At 43.1% G+C, this 17,165-nt stretch carries 15 protein-coding genes; 5 read left to right on the top strand and 10 right to left on the bottom strand.

Translation table 11 applies throughout. The features are described 5' to 3' along the window. The first annotated feature begins 71 nt into the window (after positions 1-71). Together MHI35_RS02025 and MHI35_RS02020 are read left to right on the top strand one after the other, a co-directional pair. A complete protein-coding gene (locus MHI35_RS02025) occupies positions 72-1,448 on the top strand; it encodes an aspartate kinase (protein ID WP_211063340.1) in 1,377 nt (458 codons plus the stop codon). A 164-nt stretch (positions 1,449-1,612) separates the two neighbouring features. Then, on the top strand, positions 1,613-2,458 hold the full coding sequence (locus tag MHI35_RS02020; RefSeq protein ID WP_211063341.1) for a GAF domain-containing protein: 846 nt from the start codon (positions 1,613-1,615) through the stop codon (positions 2,456-2,458). A 28-nt stretch (positions 2,459-2,486) separates the two neighbouring features. Here the strand turns inward: MHI35_RS02020 and MHI35_RS02015 are convergent, their stop codons facing one another. From MHI35_RS02015 to MHI35_RS01980, 8 genes are all read right to left on the bottom strand, one after another. Next, complete coding sequence (locus MHI35_RS02015) at positions 2,487-3,845, bottom strand: MmgE/PrpD family protein (protein WP_335348863.1); 1,359 nt, start codon at positions 3,843-3,845, stop codon at positions 2,487-2,489. Further along, on the bottom strand, positions 3,836-4,993 hold the full coding sequence (locus MHI35_RS02010) for an amidohydrolase (RefSeq protein ID WP_335348864.1): 1,158 nt from the start codon (positions 4,991-4,993) through the stop codon (positions 3,836-3,838). The genes MHI35_RS02015 and MHI35_RS02010 overlap by 10 nt, the downstream gene beginning before the upstream one ends. A gap of 33 nt (positions 4,994-5,026) precedes the next feature. Beyond that, on the bottom strand, positions 5,027-5,773 hold the full coding sequence (locus MHI35_RS02005) for an amino acid ABC transporter ATP-binding protein (protein ID WP_144522201.1): 747 nt from the start codon (positions 5,771-5,773) through the stop codon (positions 5,027-5,029). Between the two features lie 12 nt (positions 5,774-5,785). After that, positions 5,786-6,460, bottom strand: a complete 675-nt coding sequence (locus MHI35_RS02000) for an amino acid ABC transporter permease (RefSeq protein ID WP_335348865.1) — start codon at positions 6,458-6,460, stop codon at positions 5,786-5,788. A 24-nt stretch (positions 6,461-6,484) separates the two neighbouring features. Continuing rightward, positions 6,485-7,279 (bottom strand): amino acid ABC transporter substrate-binding protein, encoded by a 795-nt coding sequence (locus tag MHI35_RS01995; RefSeq protein ID WP_113768556.1) that lies wholly within the window; start codon positions 7,277-7,279, stop codon positions 6,485-6,487. A 22-nt stretch (positions 7,280-7,301) separates the two neighbouring features. Then, positions 7,302-7,805 carry a GNAT family N-acetyltransferase gene (locus MHI35_RS01990; RefSeq protein ID WP_144522199.1) on the bottom strand — a complete coding sequence of 168 codons (504 nt, stop codon included), beginning with the start codon at positions 7,803-7,805 and terminating at the stop codon, positions 7,302-7,304. Positions 7,806-7,822: 17 nt separating this feature from the next. Beyond that, positions 7,823-9,148, bottom strand: a complete 1,326-nt coding sequence (locus tag MHI35_RS01985) for an LLM class flavin-dependent oxidoreductase (protein ID WP_335348866.1) — start codon at positions 9,146-9,148, stop codon at positions 7,823-7,825. A gap of 200 nt (positions 9,149-9,348) precedes the next feature. Further along, positions 9,349-11,133: a right-handed parallel beta-helix repeat-containing protein gene (locus tag MHI35_RS01980; RefSeq protein ID WP_211063346.1), complete on the bottom strand. Its 1,785-nt coding sequence runs from the start codon at positions 11,131-11,133 to the stop codon at positions 9,349-9,351. A 263-nt stretch (positions 11,134-11,396) separates the two neighbouring features. On the opposite strand from MHI35_RS01980, the gene MHI35_RS01975 reads away from it, so the two are divergent. After that, a complete protein-coding gene (locus MHI35_RS01975; protein WP_144522196.1) occupies positions 11,397-12,890 on the top strand; it encodes a peptide MFS transporter in 1,494 nt (497 codons plus the stop codon). Positions 12,891-12,935: 45 nt separating this feature from the next. Here the strand turns inward: MHI35_RS01975 and MHI35_RS01970 are convergent, their stop codons facing one another. Both MHI35_RS01970 and MHI35_RS01965 read right to left on the bottom strand, forming a co-directional pair. Then, positions 12,936-14,369, bottom strand: coding sequence for an amino acid permease (locus tag MHI35_RS01970; protein ID WP_088000602.1), 1,434 nt, complete (start codon positions 14,367-14,369; stop codon positions 12,936-12,938). A gap of 311 nt (positions 14,370-14,680) precedes the next feature. After that, on the bottom strand, positions 14,681-15,265 hold the full coding sequence (locus MHI35_RS01965) for a dienelactone hydrolase family protein (RefSeq protein WP_417894672.1): 585 nt from the start codon (positions 15,263-15,265) through the stop codon (positions 14,681-14,683). Positions 15,266-15,660: 395 nt separating this feature from the next. Here MHI35_RS01965 and tcyA point away from each other — a divergent pair, with 395 nt between their 5' ends. Both tcyA and MHI35_RS01955 read left to right on the top strand, forming a co-directional pair. Further along, positions 15,661-16,476: a cystine ABC transporter substrate-binding lipoprotein TcyA gene (gene tcyA / locus MHI35_RS01960; RefSeq protein WP_335348868.1), complete on the top strand. Its 816-nt coding sequence runs from the start codon at positions 15,661-15,663 to the stop codon at positions 16,474-16,476. After that, a complete protein-coding gene (locus MHI35_RS01955; protein WP_012008905.1) occupies positions 16,463-17,155 on the top strand; it encodes an amino acid ABC transporter permease in 693 nt (230 codons plus the stop codon). Before tcyA ends, MHI35_RS01955 begins: the two co-directional genes overlap by 14 nt. Positions 17,156-17,165: the final 10 nt, after the last annotated feature.

The raw sequence follows: 17,165 nt of genomic DNA, 5'->3' as shown, positions 1-17,165 counted from the left end.
TTTAAAGAAAAGAGTTGATAATAGGAACTATTCAATTTGTGAGAAAATTTTTACTATAGGAGATGTATGCATTGAAGGTCGTTAAATTTGGTGGCAGTTCACTTGCATCTGGCAAGCAGCTGCAAAAGGTATTTGACATTGTAACAGCAGATCCAGCTCGAAAAGCAGTCGTTGTTTCCGCACCAGGAAAACGGCATTCAACGGATACGAAGGTCACCGATCTATTAATTAGCTGTGGTGAGCAATATTTACGTTTAGGCGAAGCACACGATTTACAGGAAGCCGTTATCGAACGGTATGCCTCGATTGCCGATGAACTCGGGTTAGGCCATGACGTGATTGACACCATCCGGCAAGATCTAGATAGCCTCTTACAGGCAGATACGTCTCATCCTGAGCGATATCTTGATGCCATTAAAGCAAGCGGTGAAGACAATAACGCAAAGCTCATCGCCGCCTATTTCACCCATCAAGGTGTCGAAGCTCACTATGTGAACCCAAAGGAAGCTGGTTTATTTGTGAGCGATGAGCCTGGTCAAGCGCAAGTCCTTCCGGAGTCATATGATCATTTGTATAAATTAAGAGAGCGCTCTGGCATCATCATCTTCCCTGGCTTTTTTGGATTCAGTCTATCGGGAGATATCGTTACCTTTTCTCGCAGCGGCTCCGATATTACCGGTTCTATTTTGGCAAACGGTTTGAAGGCAGATGTGTACGAGAACTTTACAGATGTGGATGCTGTTTATGCTGTCAATCCAACGATCGTTCATGAGCCAAAGGAGATTACAGAGCTAACATACCGGGAAATGCGCGAGCTATCCTATGCTGGTTTTTCCGTGTTCCATGATGAAGCACTCATTCCAGCCTTCCGTGCAGGCATTCCTGTGCAGATTAAAAACACCAATAATCCTTCAGCAAAAGGCACAAAAATCGTGAACCAGCGGGATCATACCAATGGACCCGTTGTCGGAATCGCTTCAGACAGTGGATTTTGCAGCATTTATATTAGCAAATATTTAATGAACCGAGAAGTCGGTTTTGGGCGTAAGGTGCTGCAAACGTTAGAGGAATATGGGCTTACGTATGAGCACGTCCCTTCTGGCATTGATGATATGAACATTATTTTAAGGCAGGATCAGCTAGAGGAACAGCATATTGAACAAGAGCTACTCGAACGCTTGAAGCTTGTGCTTGATGCAGATGAGGTCGTGTTAGAACCGAATCTCTCCCTCATTATGATTGTAGGAGAAGCGATGCGTCATAATGTTGGCACCACAGCAAGAGCAGCAAAGGCGCTGTCAAAAGCGAAGGTCAATATTGAAATGATCAATCAAGGCTCTTCAGAGGTCAGCATGATGTTTGGCGTCAAAGCGGCTCAAGAAAAAGAAGCCGTTCAAGCGTTGTATGAGGAATTTTTCTCCATGTCTACTGTCCCTGTCTCTCTATAATCAGCAGACTGCCAGATCTCAGGATCGGCAGTCTTTTTTGTTCTCAGCCGATTCACATGGATTTACGCATTAAAGTATATCTATTTCTCGTTTGATTTTGTATGATAGAGACAAACCAACTATTGTTCCGATATATGATCGGAGCTACAAGGAGTCCTAAAACAATGCCTCGTCAACAACTATTAAAACAGTTTCGCAATTTTCATGATGCTTCTACGAGTATTTTAAATATGATGAGTCAATTCACTAATGTGAATACACTGTTTATTGCTAAAAACGATCAAACCACCAATCAGATTGTAAAGGTGCTAAATCATGACGAGCAGCTTCTTGAAGAAGGGGAAGAAATTCCTTACGAGAAGACATTTTGCAAGCTGGCGGTCGATCATCAGGCTACGCTTGTGATCCCTGATATATCATCGGATGACCGTTCTAAATCCTTAGAGGTCACGAAACGTCTCCAAGGCGGATCATTCATCGGAGTGCCGATTGATTTTACAGATGGTACGAACTACGGAACAATTTGCGGGCTTGATCTCAGACCGCAGCAATTCACAGATGAGCATGTGCATATGTTTGAAACGATGGCTTCTCTATTAAGCTACGTTCTTGAACTAGACCGTGCCAACCGTCAGATTCAGCAATTATCTGTACCGATCGTCCCAGTTGTTGACGGTGTCGCTGTGCTTCCTCTACTTGGTGATATCGAGGAGACACGTGCTCAGCATATATTAGAAACCATTTTACAGGAAAGCTACAGGCTGTCGCTCTCTCATTTGGTCATTGATGTATCGGGAACAAAACGCCTGAATGAACAGAGCATTCAATATTTGGTCAGCTATGCGCAAACGCTGAGACTTTTAGGAATTTCGGCTGTTTTAACAGGAATTAAACAGGACCTTGCTTTAAGTGCGATCCAATCGAATATTTCCTTTAAAGACATCACCATTCGGAAAGACTTGCCGCAGGCACTTGCTCATATTGGCTTGACGTTTACTAAAACGGAATAGGAATGAGACACAAAAGGGCTAAATGATTTTAGCCCTTTTTCTTCTTGTTAAAACATGCCAACAGCTGCAAATAAGAAGAATCGTTTCCGTCTTCAATAACTCGTAAAATCTTCTGTGCGTGCGAATCATCAGTGACACTGTTTAATTTTTGCATAATGTCTTCTTTCGATAAGGCAAGGCCTGGTGCGCCCCGCGGAATATCGACTCGTTTGCTAATGATGGTGCCATCAGATAAGGTGAGCTTCACAATCGTAAAGCGTCCTTTTGGAACAGCGTCTGGATGGGGCTCTATCGTTTGATCATATTCTCTCTTCACCCGTTTCATCCATGTGCGGATTTGTGATGAAATAGGTTTTTTCGTAAAGGCATCCAACGTCAGCATCTGTCCAAACGCGGCAAGTGCAATCACGTATTCGACACTGAATCGCCCTTCTTCTCCAGTCGAAGGTGTCCGCTCAATAAGCGCTGCATCTCCGCCAGGCGGGAACAGGACATCTACTTGTTTCACCTGCTCCGGTGAGAAAGGATGCTCTTTCATTAAGGATAGGATTGCATCGGCAGCATGATGCGCCGCTGAGCAGAACGGATACACTTTGAACCACAGCCCTGGCGAGACAATACGCCATGTTGTACCATACCCATCTAGAAAACGACTTTCCGCACGCTCCTGATCTCCATAGAGAGAAAAGAAACCAAGCGTGCCATCAAGAATCGATTCGTTCCCGCCAAAACCTGAACAAGCTAAATCCATAGACCAGACAGCTGTTCTAGCCGCTAATCCGGCTTGTAATGGTTTCATATCAGAGCCGAATTGCTTTCTCATGCCGGCAGATTGCGCTCCAGCAAAGCCGATTGCCTTCATTAACTCTTCCTGTGGGACCTTTTTTAAATACCCAATGGCACATACTGCCGCAATGGCTCCAAGGGTTCCGGTATTATGCCAGCCTCGCTCATAATGAGCTTTGCCGATGGATTCGCCAAGCCTTGCCATCACTTCAACGCCTGTGATGTAGGCTGCTAAAAATCGATCGCCAAACCCTTTTCCGTCTGATAGCTGTGATAGCAATGCTGGAATGATCACCGCACTTGGGTGTCCCCTCACGTCTGAATGCACATCATCATAATCAAGGGCGTGGATCAAGTAGCCGTTCAGCATCGCTGCGGATTGACGGCTGACCTTTTTCCCTTGTCCGATGATAGGAATTTGAGCTTCTCCGCCTTCTTGTTCCACAAGTGCCATGAGCTTTTGAATTCCTTCGTCCTCTTTCGCAGCAAGCGCCGCCGCAGCAGCGTCTAACAGACCATGTCGAGCCATTTCTACCGCCCGATGATCTTGAAGTGGATCAGCAGATAGTACAGCCTTTGCCAGTTGTTTTGTTAGTTCCATGATCTTGACTCCAATGCCTGTACAGCAAGCTCGGCAAAGAATGCAGCGGCAACAGGGAGTGCGTCTTCATTTAGTGTAAAGGCGGGGTGATGCCATTCCTCGGTACCGCTTGTCCCCATCCATACGAAAAAGCCTGGAATGTGTTCTTGATAAAGGGCAAAATCTTCTCCGCCCGGTGACTGCTCTGCCTGAACGACTGTAAGATCCAGCGCACTTGCCGTTTCTTCAACAACCTTTGTCAAACGCTCGTCATTCATCACAGAAGGCAAATACGGATGCCATTTTACTTCGCCTTTTGCCCCAAACCCTTCTGCAATCCCGCTCACGATTTGCTTCATGAGCTCTGGAATTATCGCTCTCACTTCAGGCTCAAACGTCCGAACGGTTCCTTCCATCTCAACACGATCAGGAATCACATTCCATGATGTACCGCCTTGAATACGTGTGATACTGACGACTGCATGATGCAATGAGCTGATTCGGCGGCTGACGATTTGTTGAAGAGCACTTGTGATCTGCCCGCTGATGGCAATGGGGTCTACCGTGTGATTCGGAATACCTGCATGACCACCCGTTCCTTTAATATCGATTTCAAACCGGTCTACACTTGCCATCAATGCTTTTTCTCTAACGCCTATGGTGCCAACTGGCAGGTCAGGTTTGTTGTGCATACCAAAAATGGCATCCACTCCATCTAAAACGCCTGCCTCTATGACATGCTTTGCTCCTTGCGCGACTTCCTCAGCCGGCTGAAACAAAATACGGACCGTTCCTTTGATCTCGTGTTTCCGTTCTTTTAATAAAAGAGCCGCTCCAAAGATAGAAGCTGTATGGAAATCATGACCGCAAGCATGCATTTTCCCTGGTACCTTTGAGGAAAATGGTTCGCCAGATGCTTCTTCAATCGGAAGTGCATCAATATCAGCCCTCAGGGCAATCGTTGGTCCCTCTTGTTCTCCTTTGATTTCACAAACAACTCCTGTTTGAAGAGCTGGAAAATCGAGTATGGTGATCCCTTCCTCTTCTAACCAGCCGCGCAGTTTTTTAGTCGTTTCATATTCTTCAAATGCCAGCTCTGGATGTTCATGAAGCGCGCGGCGAATGTTAATTAAACGTTTGTTTAATGCTTCATTTCCTAATGATTTCAATGATACTCACCCCTCTAAAGAGTAAAAAGCAGCTTATGCTTCTTCAGCCGCTGCTTCTTTTTGGATAAATCGTTTTGTCCGTTCATTCTTCGTTTCATCAAATAACTCAGTTGGTGTGCCCTGTTCAATAATATGACCATCCGCCATGAAAATCACATGGTCTGCTACTTCTCTTGCAAACGCCATTTCATGTGTGACGATGATCATCGTTGTTTCTTGAATCGCAATGGATTTAATCACTTGAAGCACACCTGAGACAAGCTCTGGATCAAGTGCTGATGTTGGTTCATCGAGTAAAATTGCATGTGGGTCAACCGCTAATGCGCGGGCAATCCCGATTCGCTGCTGCTGTCCGCCAGATAACGTGACTGGATAGCTGTTAGCCTTTTGCTCTAATCCTACCTGGTTTAGCAGCTTCATTCCAATCTCATTTGCCTGCTGCTTCGTCATTTTTTTCGTCACAAGCAGTGATTCTGTAATATTTTGCAGTGCTGTCTTGTTTTTAAATAGATTATAGTTTTGAAACACCATAGCTGTTTGTTGACGCAGGTGATGGGCTTCTTTTCGTGTATATTTAGACGCATCGAGCTTCGCATCGCCAATTTCAATCGTGCCTTCATCTGGTATTTCTAATAAATTTAAGCAGCGCAGCAACGTGGATTTACCGGAGCCAGAAGGTCCGATAATGGCCACAACCTGCCCTTTTTGCACGTCAAGATTGATTCCGTCTAAGACGACAAGGTCGCCGAATGATTTCTTCAAATTGGTGAGCTTGATCATGTCCACACCTCCTTAATTCCGGTAAGGTTTGCTGAGTTTTCGTTCAAATAGGTCTTGAAGGAAGCTATAAATGATGGTCATCACCCAATACACAATCCCTACAGCTAAATAGGTTTCAAAGTATTTATAGTTCGCTGACGCAATCATCTTCCCTTGTGCAAACATTTCTGCCACACCAATCGTAAAGGCAAGAGATGTTTCTTTTAAAAGACCGATAAAGGTATTCCCCGTCGCTGGAATCGCATTTCTAATTGCCTGCGGGAAAATAATTCTGACGTAAGATTGCCATCTTGTCATGCCGACAGATAGACAAGCTTCTAGCTGCCCTTCATCTACAGAGTTGAGGGCCGCTCTGAAAATTTCTGCTAAGTATGCTGAGTTTTTAATACTTAATCCGATAATGACCGCTGTTAGGGCATCCATTGAAGTCATCGCAGGGAATAGCTGCGGAAGACCAAAATAAATGAGAAAGAGCTGAACCAAGGTTGGAACCGCTCTGAAAAAAGAAATATACAGCTTGGCAAATTGGTATAAAACAGGTATCCGGTTTTTCGTAATAAGAGCGAATACTACACCAATGATAATGGCAAATACCATGGAGACAATCGCCATGAAGATCGTTATCGGCAAGTATTGAATCAATGTCGGAAAAACCGTCACCATATACTGCCAATCAATTTTGTTCATGTCTGCTCTTCACCGCCGCTGTCGTTATTTTTTAATTGGCACCGTGACATCGTCTTTGAAATACTTCTCAGACAATTTCTTCAGTGTCCCGTCTTCTCTTAATTCTTTGATCGCTTTGTTAAATTCTTCTCTTAGCTTGTCATGCTTTTTATCTTTGGCAAATGGGTAGCCTACTTCTTCATACACAATTGGGTTGCCAACAATTTTGAGCGGCAGACCTGTTTTTTCAATTTGAGCCAGTAATACACTGCGTCCGTTAACATACGCATCTACACGGCCATTTGCCACTTCATTTAAGACACCATCTTGCGTTTCATATGTTTTAATATTGATTTTTTTGTCCGGATCTTTGCTCTCTAAGTTTTTGGCGTGGTTAGAGCCAAGAACTGCCGCCACTGTTTTTCCTTTTAAATCATCAAGACCTTTGATGTCGTTGTTGTCTTTTTTCACGATGATTTGTGTTCCTGCATATGCGTACGTATCAGTAAAGTTAAACGTTTGTTTACGCTCATCTGTGACTGCGACTTGGTTTGACACTGTATCCAGCTTACCGGATGTCAGCTGCCCCATTAGTCCGCTGAATTCACTCAGCTGCCAGTCTAGTTTGTAGCCTAGTTTTTTTGCGATGGCTTCAGTGACTTCAACATCGAAGCCAACAAGCTTGCCATTGTCTTTATAAGCAAACGGATAGCTTTGCCCTGTGGCGCCTACTTTTAATACTTTTTCGTCTTTTCCTTCACTCTGATTGTTGCCGCCGCAAGCTGCTAAAACTGCCAGCATTGCTGCAAATAGAACGACTAGCCACTTTTTGTTTTTCATGATCGTATACCCTTCTTTCCTCTTATGGTTGTGTAATATCTGACCTTAGTTGTTTTTTGAAATAAACCGTGATATGACCCTTGCCTAAATCCTTTTCTCCTGCTCTGACGTAGCCTTTGCGCTCATACATGTCTATGAGCCACGGATGCTTATCAGCTGTACCTAAAGATACGTATGGCACCTTTAAGGTATCTCTTAGCACTTCGGTTTCCACCCATTCCAGCAAGATAGAGCCTGTCCCTTTTTTGGCGGATGGTTCTGAGGCAAACCACCAAATGTGAGGGACACCGAACGGACCTGGCTGTTCTCCCCAAGGCATACGGAGCGACAAGGTGGATAGAAGCTCTCCGTTTTCTTCCATCACATAGCAAAGATTCTTTTGTACATTTTTCAGAACGAGAGCGAAATCAGCATGTGCTGCTTGGAACTGGATGCCGAGTTCACGAATTGGCTCATAAGCTCTTGTTGTTAGTTCAAGCAACGCCTCTATATCAGCCTCTGTTGCCAGACGAAACGTGTATCCCAACGTTAGTCACCTCATCTTTATGTCGTGTAGCGATTTTTTGGCTGTGCTAACCCTAGATTTTCTCGTAAGGTTTGTCCTGTGTATTCTGTTTTGAATAAGCCTCTTTCCTGAAGGATTGGGACGACGCAGTCTACGAACATGTCCAGCCCTTCTGGCAATAGTGGCGGCATGACGTTAAAGCCGTCTGCTGCTTCTTCATTGATCCATGTTTCCATCACATCTGCGAGCTGCTGCGGTGTACCAATGAAAATATTATGACCACGAGAGCCGGCAACCGATTGATAGAGCTGGCGAATGGTCAGGTGATCCTTTCTCGCCATATTCATCACGAGATCAAAACGACTTTTTACCGCATTTGACGTGCTTGGATCAATCTCTGGCAGCGGTCCGTCTAAAGGATACTGAGACAAATCAATCCCACCTAAGTAGTTTTGCAGAATGCTCAGCCCAATTTCAGGAACAATCAGCTCCTGTAATTCTTCATATTTCGCTTTGGCTTCTTCCTCTGTACCAGCAATAATCGGGAAGATCCCCGGCATGATGCTGACGTCCTCTCTAGCACGACCAGCAGCCTCTACTTTCTCCTTTAAGCTTTGATAAAATCCCTTCGCTTTTTCGAGATCGTTTTGTGCTGTAAAAATAAGTTCAGCCGTTTTCGCTGCAAGCTTTTGACCATCTTCGGATGACCCTGCCTGAATAATCACTGGCTGCCCTTGAGGCGTACGTGATACGTTGAGTGGACCTCGTACTGAGAAGAACTCCCCTTTATGCTGGAGCTCATGAAGCTTACTAGATTCGAAAAATTCTCCCGTTTCCTTGTTTCTGACAAGGGCGTCTTCTTCCCAAGAATCCCACAGCCCTTTGACGACCTCGACGAACTCTTCTGCTCGCTCGTATCGTTTATGGTGGGCTAAATGCTCTTCTCCGCTAAAGTTTTTCGCTGTTTCTTCAATAGAAGATGTGACCACATTCCATGCCGCTCTTCCGCCTGATAAATGATCAAGGGAGGCAAACTGTCTAGCAATATGGAAAGGTTCACTGTATGTAGTGGATGCTGTTGCTGCTAATCCAATGGATGAAGTAGACTCAGCAATGGATGAAAGCAGGGTGAGCGGTTCAAATCTTGTAAGTACATTCGGATGAGAGGTTTGGTTAATGGATAAGCTGTCAGCTAAAAAGAGTAAATCTAGCTTTCCTTCCTCTGCTTTTTTCGCTAATTGTTTAAAATATTCCATGTTCATGGCTGCATCTGATACGGCATTCGGATGTCTCCAAGAGGCAACATGATGTCCAGTTCCTGCGATGAATACGCCTAGCTTGAGCTTCCTTTTCGGCTGTGACACTTGTTCTTCATCCTTTCTATATCCTCATATATCAAACTGAAGTCCTCAGAAGATACATTTTTCTTATTGAATTAATCGGTTTTATCAATAAAAAAAGGGCAAATGTTGCGAAAAATGAAAAATAATTATTACTATATGCCCTTTTTACAGGATTGTCAACCGCCTTCTGAACCTCCAAAATTAGAGATTTCTCTCATTCATTACGGTGTATCGATTTCAATATTTCCAATGATCCGGTCGGTCGTATGTGTCGTCAATTGGCTGCGTTCGAGCATATTATGGGCGATCACGGAATGAGTAGACGATATGGTGCGGACAGCAATTGCTTTTTGAGGAGATAAATTAATGATGTTATTCCGCAGTACACGGGCTGAAGCCGCTTGATCGATAAAGATCGCTGTCGGCTGTCCGAACGAACGATTTAAATAGAAGCGGTTATCTCCGATTTGTGGTGAACCGTTTTTAATATACATCACGACATATAAAGATGATTCTTCAAAGGAATTGTCTTTGATTTCTAATGGCCCCGTCGTGTTGCTGTATACGGCGTAGTTTTGGTAGTGCTTAAAGCGATTATGCCAAATGAAAGCCTTTGCATTTCCAGTGACACTGATCGTATACGAAGACCCAAGCTCTGGATGTCCTTCTTGAATAAAGTGATTGCCGTTGATTCCAGCTTCCCCTTCCTGCACCCAGATCCCTCTGCTGAAATCTTTGAATTGATTGTGCTGGATCAGGATATTCGTTCCTCTTACCATCGCCCCATCAATCACCGAGTAAATGGTATTGTTGGAAAAGACAACGCTATCCGATTGATAGATACGCAGTGCTGCACTTCTTTGCCCTGTATTCGTCCCCGATTCAATATGATTTCCTTCTATTAGAATACGATTCGCCATATAAACGGACAAAGCCGCATCTTCAAATAGACTGATCTTATTCCCTGTAATGTGAACACTATCGCCCCTCACATCGATCCCTTTTTCAAACCCTTCAATCATATTGCCAATAATGATCACATTGTTTTCTGTTTGACCAAGAGAGACACCTAAGCTCGTAATTCCTGCTTTTGTGACGCCTCCTCCTACTGCACGGATCAAATTGTTAGCAATGATGGTTTCAGTGGCAAATCCATAGGAAATACTGCTGTCCGTATGGTTGCCTTCGATGATGACACCATATCCATTGAAGTTATAAATGGAGCTTGCGGCACCACCTCTTACAATATTGTTTCGAATTTGAATATTCAGCGGTTCCTCCATATTCACTGCATTTTCTCCGTAGCCTTCAATATCAATGCCCATTCTTGGCTCGACTCCGTTTACTCCTGCTCTCTCCAGCAGGCAGTCCTCCACAATGACCCCATCACAGCCTGTGATCGAGATATTGTTTCGCCTTGAATCTGTAATGTGGCAGCCAGAAATATGAATAGATGAAGCAGGTGAGTACGAATCAGCTTGTGATAATATACCGTGGGGACTGACAATCACGCCGTCTCCCGTACAATTCTTGATTTGCACACGATTCACTTCTACATCAGATGCCCCTTCAATACATATCCCAAAACCCCATTCATGGGTTTTTCGTTCAGCAGGAAGCGACTTGTAAACATGCTCATGACGATCCCCTTCGATTCGCCCGCCCTGGATGGTCACATGCTGAACCTTTCCTATATAAAAGGCCGCATACCCCCAAGAATCATTTGGTTTTACCTTAATGACGGCATCTGGCGCCATCTCAATCGTCATATGACTTGGCACACGTATACCTGCACCCCGGAAAGGAAAAAATTGATCTCCTCTGTACACTGCATCGATGACATACGTGCCGCTCGGCAGCCAGACATGAGAATATCCCTGCGCTTTCGTCCATTCTAAGCATTCATTGAGCTTCGCTGTACAATCCGTTTTCCCATCCGCCACCACACCAAAATCTTGTACATTGACAACAGGCTTTTTCAGATCAGATTCATTTAATTCCCCCAACCTAAACCCCTCCTTTTCACACAGGTCCTCTTGTCATCCTATGCATGTGTGAAAGGCTTGCTTGGACATTCCTTCAAATTTTAAATAAATTCTTTCAATATAACTTTCAGACCATTCTCACTTGAAAGAATTTTTCATATTTTTGAGACTTTACGCCTATTGAACTAACATTTTCCTGTTTTAGAATAGTTTTATATTGACACAAGAACTATACAAGAATATCATTTTTCTCATATCTCTTTTTTTAAGAAAGGATCTATGCCATGTCTACAATTGACCACGATAAAATTGTTAAAAGTGTTCCTCAAAAAGGGTTTTTTGGACATCCTAAAGGACTTTACACACTGTTCTTCACTGAATTTTGGGAGCGTTTCTCCTATTACGGCATGCGTGCACTGCTTATTTATTATATGTACACAGAGGTGACAAAAGGCGGTCTTGGTTTTGATCAGACGACAGCCAATTCGATCATGTCTGTCTACGGTGCGCTTGTCTATATGTCAGGCATTATTGGAGGATGGCTCGCCGACCGGGTATTCGGTTCGTCTAGTACGGTCTTTTATGGCGGGGTGTTCATTATGCTTGGACATGTCATTTTGGCTTTGCCAAGCGGTGCAACAGCGCTCTTTATTAGTATGGGACTGATTATTATTGGGACAGGTCTTCTGAAGCCGAACGTTTCAAACATTGTGGGCGACCTGTATTCTAAAACAGACCCACGCAGGGATTCTGGCTTTAGTATTTTCTACATGGGGATCAACATGGGCGGTTTTATTGCTCCATTAATTGTCGGAACACTCGGTCAAAAAGTGAACTTCCACCTTGGATTCTCACTTGCTGCCGTTGGGATGCTTGTTGGTCTGATTACATTTGTGATCACGAAAAAACCGAATCTTGGTCTCGCCGGTACTTATGTGACAAATCCACTATCAGCTACTGAACGCAAGAACTTCAAAATTTTCGGAACATTAGTTGCCATTGTGCTTACTGTTTTTGTCGTCATCGGCATTCAAACAGGCGCACTCACGATTAATCTATTCACTTGGTTTGTCAGTGTTCTTGGGGTGCTCATTCCGATTGTATATTTCATCGTCATGTATTTCAGTAAAAAGACGAGCCCAGTTGAGCAATCCAGAGTTCTCGCTTATATTCCATTGTTCCTTGCTGCGGTGATGTTCTGGGCGATTCAAGAACAAGGCTCAAACATTTTAGCCACATATGCTGATCAACGAACAAACTTGAATTTCCTCGGGATGACACTTGCCTCTTCGTGGTTCCAATCATTGAACCCAATCTTTATTGTGCTATTGTCTCCTGTGTTTGCTTGGTTGTGGATTAGACTTGGAAAGAAACAGCCGTCTACTCCGATTAAGTTCTCACTTGGCCTTCTGTTTGCAGGGTTATCCTTCATCATCATGATCATTCCTGCCTACATGTCTGGTCCGAATACACTTGTGAGCCCATTATGGCTCGTTCTGAGCTTCTTCCTTGTCGTGATCGGAGAGCTCTGCTTATCACCTGTTGGGCTGTCAGCGACAACAAAGCTTGCACCTGCTGCTTTCTCAGCGCAAACGATGAGCCTTTGGTTCCTTTCAAATGCAATGGCACAGGCGATCAACGCGCAAGTGGTCAAACTGTTTGATAAAGTGCCAGAAACCGTCTATTTCGGTATCATTGGATTGCTTGCCATCGTTTTATGTGGTGTGATGCTACTCTTAACACCAGTGATTAAGAAAGCGATGAAAGGGATTCATTAAATAAAAAAAGAAGCCTCCCCATAGGGTTGGCTTCTTTTTTATAGTTTAAAACCGGATCTCATCATCCCCATGAATTTGCAGCTTGAGCGATTCACTTTTCGCTTGATGCTTTTTTACATATCGATGATAGACGACATACCCAATGATCATGAGAGGGACGCCGACATATAATCCGATGCGCTGCTCATGATCAAAGGCAAGGCTGATCAACACGATGGTATTGAGCGTAATCGCAATTATCGGCAGAACCGGATAGAGGGGGGTTTTAAATTTTAAGTTTTCCAGCTTTCCGCCTGCTTTCAGATATCTTCTGCGGAAAAGCATTTGTGACAAGGTAATAGTGATCCAGCCAGTCTGGGCACTCATACCGGCAATGGACACGATCCAGGCAAATACTGTTTTTTCTGCAAAGAAACCGGATAATAGCGAAATCCCTGTAAACAGGAACGTGAGCAGTAAGGCATTCATTGGAATACCGCGCTGGTTCACGCGTCTAAATGCTTTTCCTGCCATTCCTTCTTTCGATAAGGAATAGAGCATTCTCGTCGATGCATACAAGCCAGAGTTGGCAACAGATAATAAAGCGATGATAATGACAAAGTTCATGATATCTGCCGCAAAAGGAATGCCCGTTCTCTCAAATACAGTAACAAACGGACTTTGCAGTACACTCGCTTCCTTCCAAGGCACCATGCCTGCTAAGACGAAGATAGATAGGACGAAAAAGACGAGCGTACGCCAAACAGTCTGATGAATGGAGCGAGGAACGGTTTTCTCAGGGTTTTCACTTTCTCCTGCCGCAATCCCGATCAGCTCTGTTCCTTGGAATGAAAAGTTCACGGTGATCATCGTGACCACAACGGCAAGCAATCCATTTGGAAACAGCCCATCACTCACAAAATGACTGAAGTAAGGAGCAGGTTCACCGCTCGTTGTTTCAATAAAACCAAACATCGCCGCTCCGCCTACACCTATAAAGAGTAAAATCGCAATGATCTTAATGGTTGAAAAGAAAAACTCCGACTCCCCGAACGCTTTCGCCGACCGGGCATTTAATAAGAAAAGACACAATCCAAAGATGAGACACCAAATCCACACATCCACTTGCGGCAGCCAGCGCCTCATTAGCTGTCCTGCTGATAAAAATTCAAGGGCGACCGTTGCTGCCCAGCCAAGCCAATAAATCCAGCCAACCGCAAAACCAGCTGCAGGGCTGACAAATTTCGTCGCATACGTATGAAACGATCCGGACACAGGAAGTGCAACCGACAGCTCTCCAAGACACAGCATGGTTAAATACATAATGAATCCGCCCACAATATATGAAAGAACGGCTCCAACTGGACCTGCTTGTCCAATCGTATAGCCCGTTCCTAAGAAAAAGCCTGTCCCAATGACACCGCCAAGTGAAATCATAAATAAATGACGGGAGGTCATCGCCCTTTTCAACTGCTCAGGCTGATTTTGTCCAACATCCACAATGATGCCCTCCTTCTTCTAAGATGTTCTATTATCAAAACATGTCTCCATGTGATTCATTCCATTTTTAAAACAACCTACTAATTATACATCTTTTATAATAATTATGCTTCCTTCTATGGTCACTGTCTTAAAGTCTTTATTTTAGTAATGTTCGCACAAATATGCGGTGGATCTTATCATTTGATAGGATGCCGTATAACCAAAATATTCGCACAAAAAACCAGTATGGAACTCCATTTACATACTGGTTTCTTTTCTCTTATGATCAATTGTAAGACACCGTTCACTGTTTACACATTCACAAATCTTTATTCTTCCAGCAAACACATTTTGATAAAATCATCTATATCCTGAAAGCAGCTATTTTTAGATTCAGCGTGAAAAGCCGTAGAATATGGATCGGCGAATCCATGCTTTCCTTCTACTATTCTCACGCATAGATTGTCCTTTTTCTTCAAAATTTCCGCAATCTCTAGAGGGTTAAAAGATGCTTCGATCTTTTGGAAAAATAAAAGAGTTTTGCAAGCAGGTGCATGATGGACGTAATCTCTGATTCTTGAACCATAAAACCCAATAACTCCGGTAAACAACTTATCATATTGGCTGCATCTCCAAGCAATTGTTGCCCCCACACTAAAACCTATGAGAAATATATCTCTCAATGCATTTTTCGTTTTTAACTCTTTTGCCACATTCAATACGATCTTTACCGATTCATCAAAATCAACTTTATTCATAAAGTAGTCGTATGCCTCATTCTCACTGACATAAGGAAAGTTTTTAACCTTTCCTAATAAATGAGGACAATACACCTCAAAGCCAGCTTTGTCAAAATGATAAATGACACTCTTCATATGATCATTTATTCCGTATATTTCGTGTATTAAGATCATGACGGGTTTTTGTTTCGATATATGCAAATGACCACACTTCCCTTATATTACGTTTGTTCACTGAATATCGTTTACTTTATTTTCTTAAAAAGTCATATGAATCGACTGATATACAACAACATAACCATCTTTTGATGTGATGGTCATAGCATATTTTTCCATTAAATAGTCTATCTAACATTCTCATTAATCGAACAATTTTCATTATCGTTTGAAAATGTGTTGGGTTTTAACCACCTTTTGTTTTGGGTATAGTTCAATCGTTTGTCCGTCCAACCATTTAAGGGCATAAAGTTGGTGAGATTCGCTCAAGCTAGTTTCAAATGCTTTACTTTTAGGTTGCTTCTCTGTAAGATCATATGTTGTAAATACCAACAAGAAAAGTGGGGAATAAAATGAAAAAAATGTTCTTTGCCATTATGTTAGGCGCTTGTGTTGCATTGATCACGGCATGTGGATCTGGTGCAAGCGACAACGCGAATAAACAATCTGGGTCTAAGGAATCAGGTGACCTTTGGAAATCCATTCAGGATAAAGGTGTTCTGACGATCGGAACAGAGGGTACTTATGCTCCTTTCACATTCCATGACAAAAAAACAGATAAGTTAACTGGCTACGATGTAGAAGTCATCACAGAAGTAGCAAAACGTCTTGACTTAAAACCTGAATTCAAAGAAACACAATGGGACAGCATGTTTGCTGGACTGAATTCAAAACGTTTTGACGTGGTAGCGAACCAAGTTGGTAAAACTGGCCGTGAAAATCAATACGAGTTCTCTGATAAATACACAACGTCTCAAGCGATTGTTGTGACAAAATCAGATAACAATGACATCAAGAAACTATCTGATGTCAAAGGCAAAAAAGCAGCACAATCATTAACAAGTAACTACAATAAACTAGCTACAGATGCTCGTGCTAAAATCGAAGGCGTTGAAGGTCTTGCACAATCGATTCAATTGATTCAGCAAGGACGTGCTGATTTGACATTCAATGACAAGCTAGCTGTATTGAATTACTTGAAAACAAGCGGTAACAAAAACCTAAAAGTTGCATTTGAAACAGGAGATCCTCAAGAAACTTACTTTGCATTCAGAAAAGGCAGCGGCGAAGTCGTTGACAAAGTGAATGGCGCATTAAAAGAAATGAAAAAAGACGGTACACTTGCTAAGATTTCTAAAAAATGGTTTGGTGAAGATGTTACAAAGTAATACCCTAGGAGTCGTCATTCCTTGGGATCTTCTTCAGCAATCTTTTTGGCCAATGGTGATGCAGGGGATTTATTATACAATCCCCCTTGCCATCATTGCCTTTATTATTGGTATTTTTATCGCGCTTGTCACAGCTCTTGCTAGAATGTCTAAAATCAAAGCCCTCAGATGGATTTTTTCCATCTATGTGTCGGCCGTTCGTGGAACGCCGCTTTTTGTGCAATTGTTTATTATTTTCTATTTCTTTCCGACATTTAATATCACACTAGATCCATATCCAAGTGCCATTATTGCTTTTTCATTAAACGTAGGTGCGTATGCGTCGGAAATTATCCGTGCATCCGTCCTGTCTGTTCCTAAAGGACAATGGGAAGCTGGTTATTCAATTGGGATGACGCATCGTAAAACGCTCGTACGCGTGATTTTACCACAGGCTGTGCGTGTATCGATTCCGCCACTATCTAATTCATTCATTAGCTTGGTGAAGGATACATCCCTTGCCTCCCAAATCCTCGTGGCAGAGATGTTCCGTAAATCTCAGGAAATTGCTGCGGCGAACTTGGATCAGATCTTGTTCATTTATATGGAAGCAGCCCTGATCTATTGGGTATTCTGCTTCATTCTATCGCTCGTTCAGCATCAAATTGAAAAACGACTTGATCGATATGTCGCAAGGTAAGGAGGGAAAG

This window comes from Bacillus sp. FSL K6-3459, from assembly GCF_038003305.1.
Taxonomy (GTDB): Bacteria; Bacillota; Bacilli; order Bacillales; family Bacillaceae; genus Bacillus; species Bacillus pumilus_O.
The sequence above is the reverse complement of the archived record's forward strand: the minus strand, read 5'-3'. Positions and strand labels throughout refer to the sequence as shown.

Excerpts from the sequence above, each read along its gene's own strand:
- MHI35_RS02020 (WP_211063341.1), top strand. The coding sequence starts at position 1,613 with ATGCCTCGTCAACAACTATTAAAACAGTTTCGCAATTTTCATGATGCT.
- MHI35_RS02015 (WP_335348863.1), bottom strand. The coding sequence starts at position 3,845 with ATGGAACTAACAAAACAACTGGCAAAGGCTGTACTATCTGCTGATCCA.
- MHI35_RS02005 (WP_144522201.1), bottom strand. The coding sequence starts at position 5,773 with ATGATCAAGCTCACCAATTTGAAGAAATCATTCGGCGACCTTGTCGTC.
- MHI35_RS02000 (WP_335348865.1), bottom strand. The coding sequence starts at position 6,460 with ATGAACAAAATTGATTGGCAGTATATGGTGACGGTTTTTCCGACATTG.
- MHI35_RS01995 (WP_113768556.1), bottom strand. The coding sequence starts at position 7,279 with ATGAAAAACAAAAAGTGGCTAGTCGTTCTATTTGCAGCAATGCTGGCA.
- MHI35_RS01975 (WP_144522196.1), top strand. The coding sequence starts at position 11,397 with ATGTCTACAATTGACCACGATAAAATTGTTAAAAGTGTTCCTCAAAAA.
- MHI35_RS01965 (WP_417894672.1), bottom strand. The coding sequence starts at position 15,265 with ATGATCTTAATACACGAAATATACGGAATAAATGATCATATGAAGAGT.
- tcyA (WP_335348868.1), top strand. The coding sequence starts at position 15,661 with ATGAAAAAAATGTTCTTTGCCATTATGTTAGGCGCTTGTGTTGCATTG.
- MHI35_RS01955 (WP_012008905.1), top strand. The coding sequence starts at position 16,463 with ATGTTACAAAGTAATACCCTAGGAGTCGTCATTCCTTGGGATCTTCTT.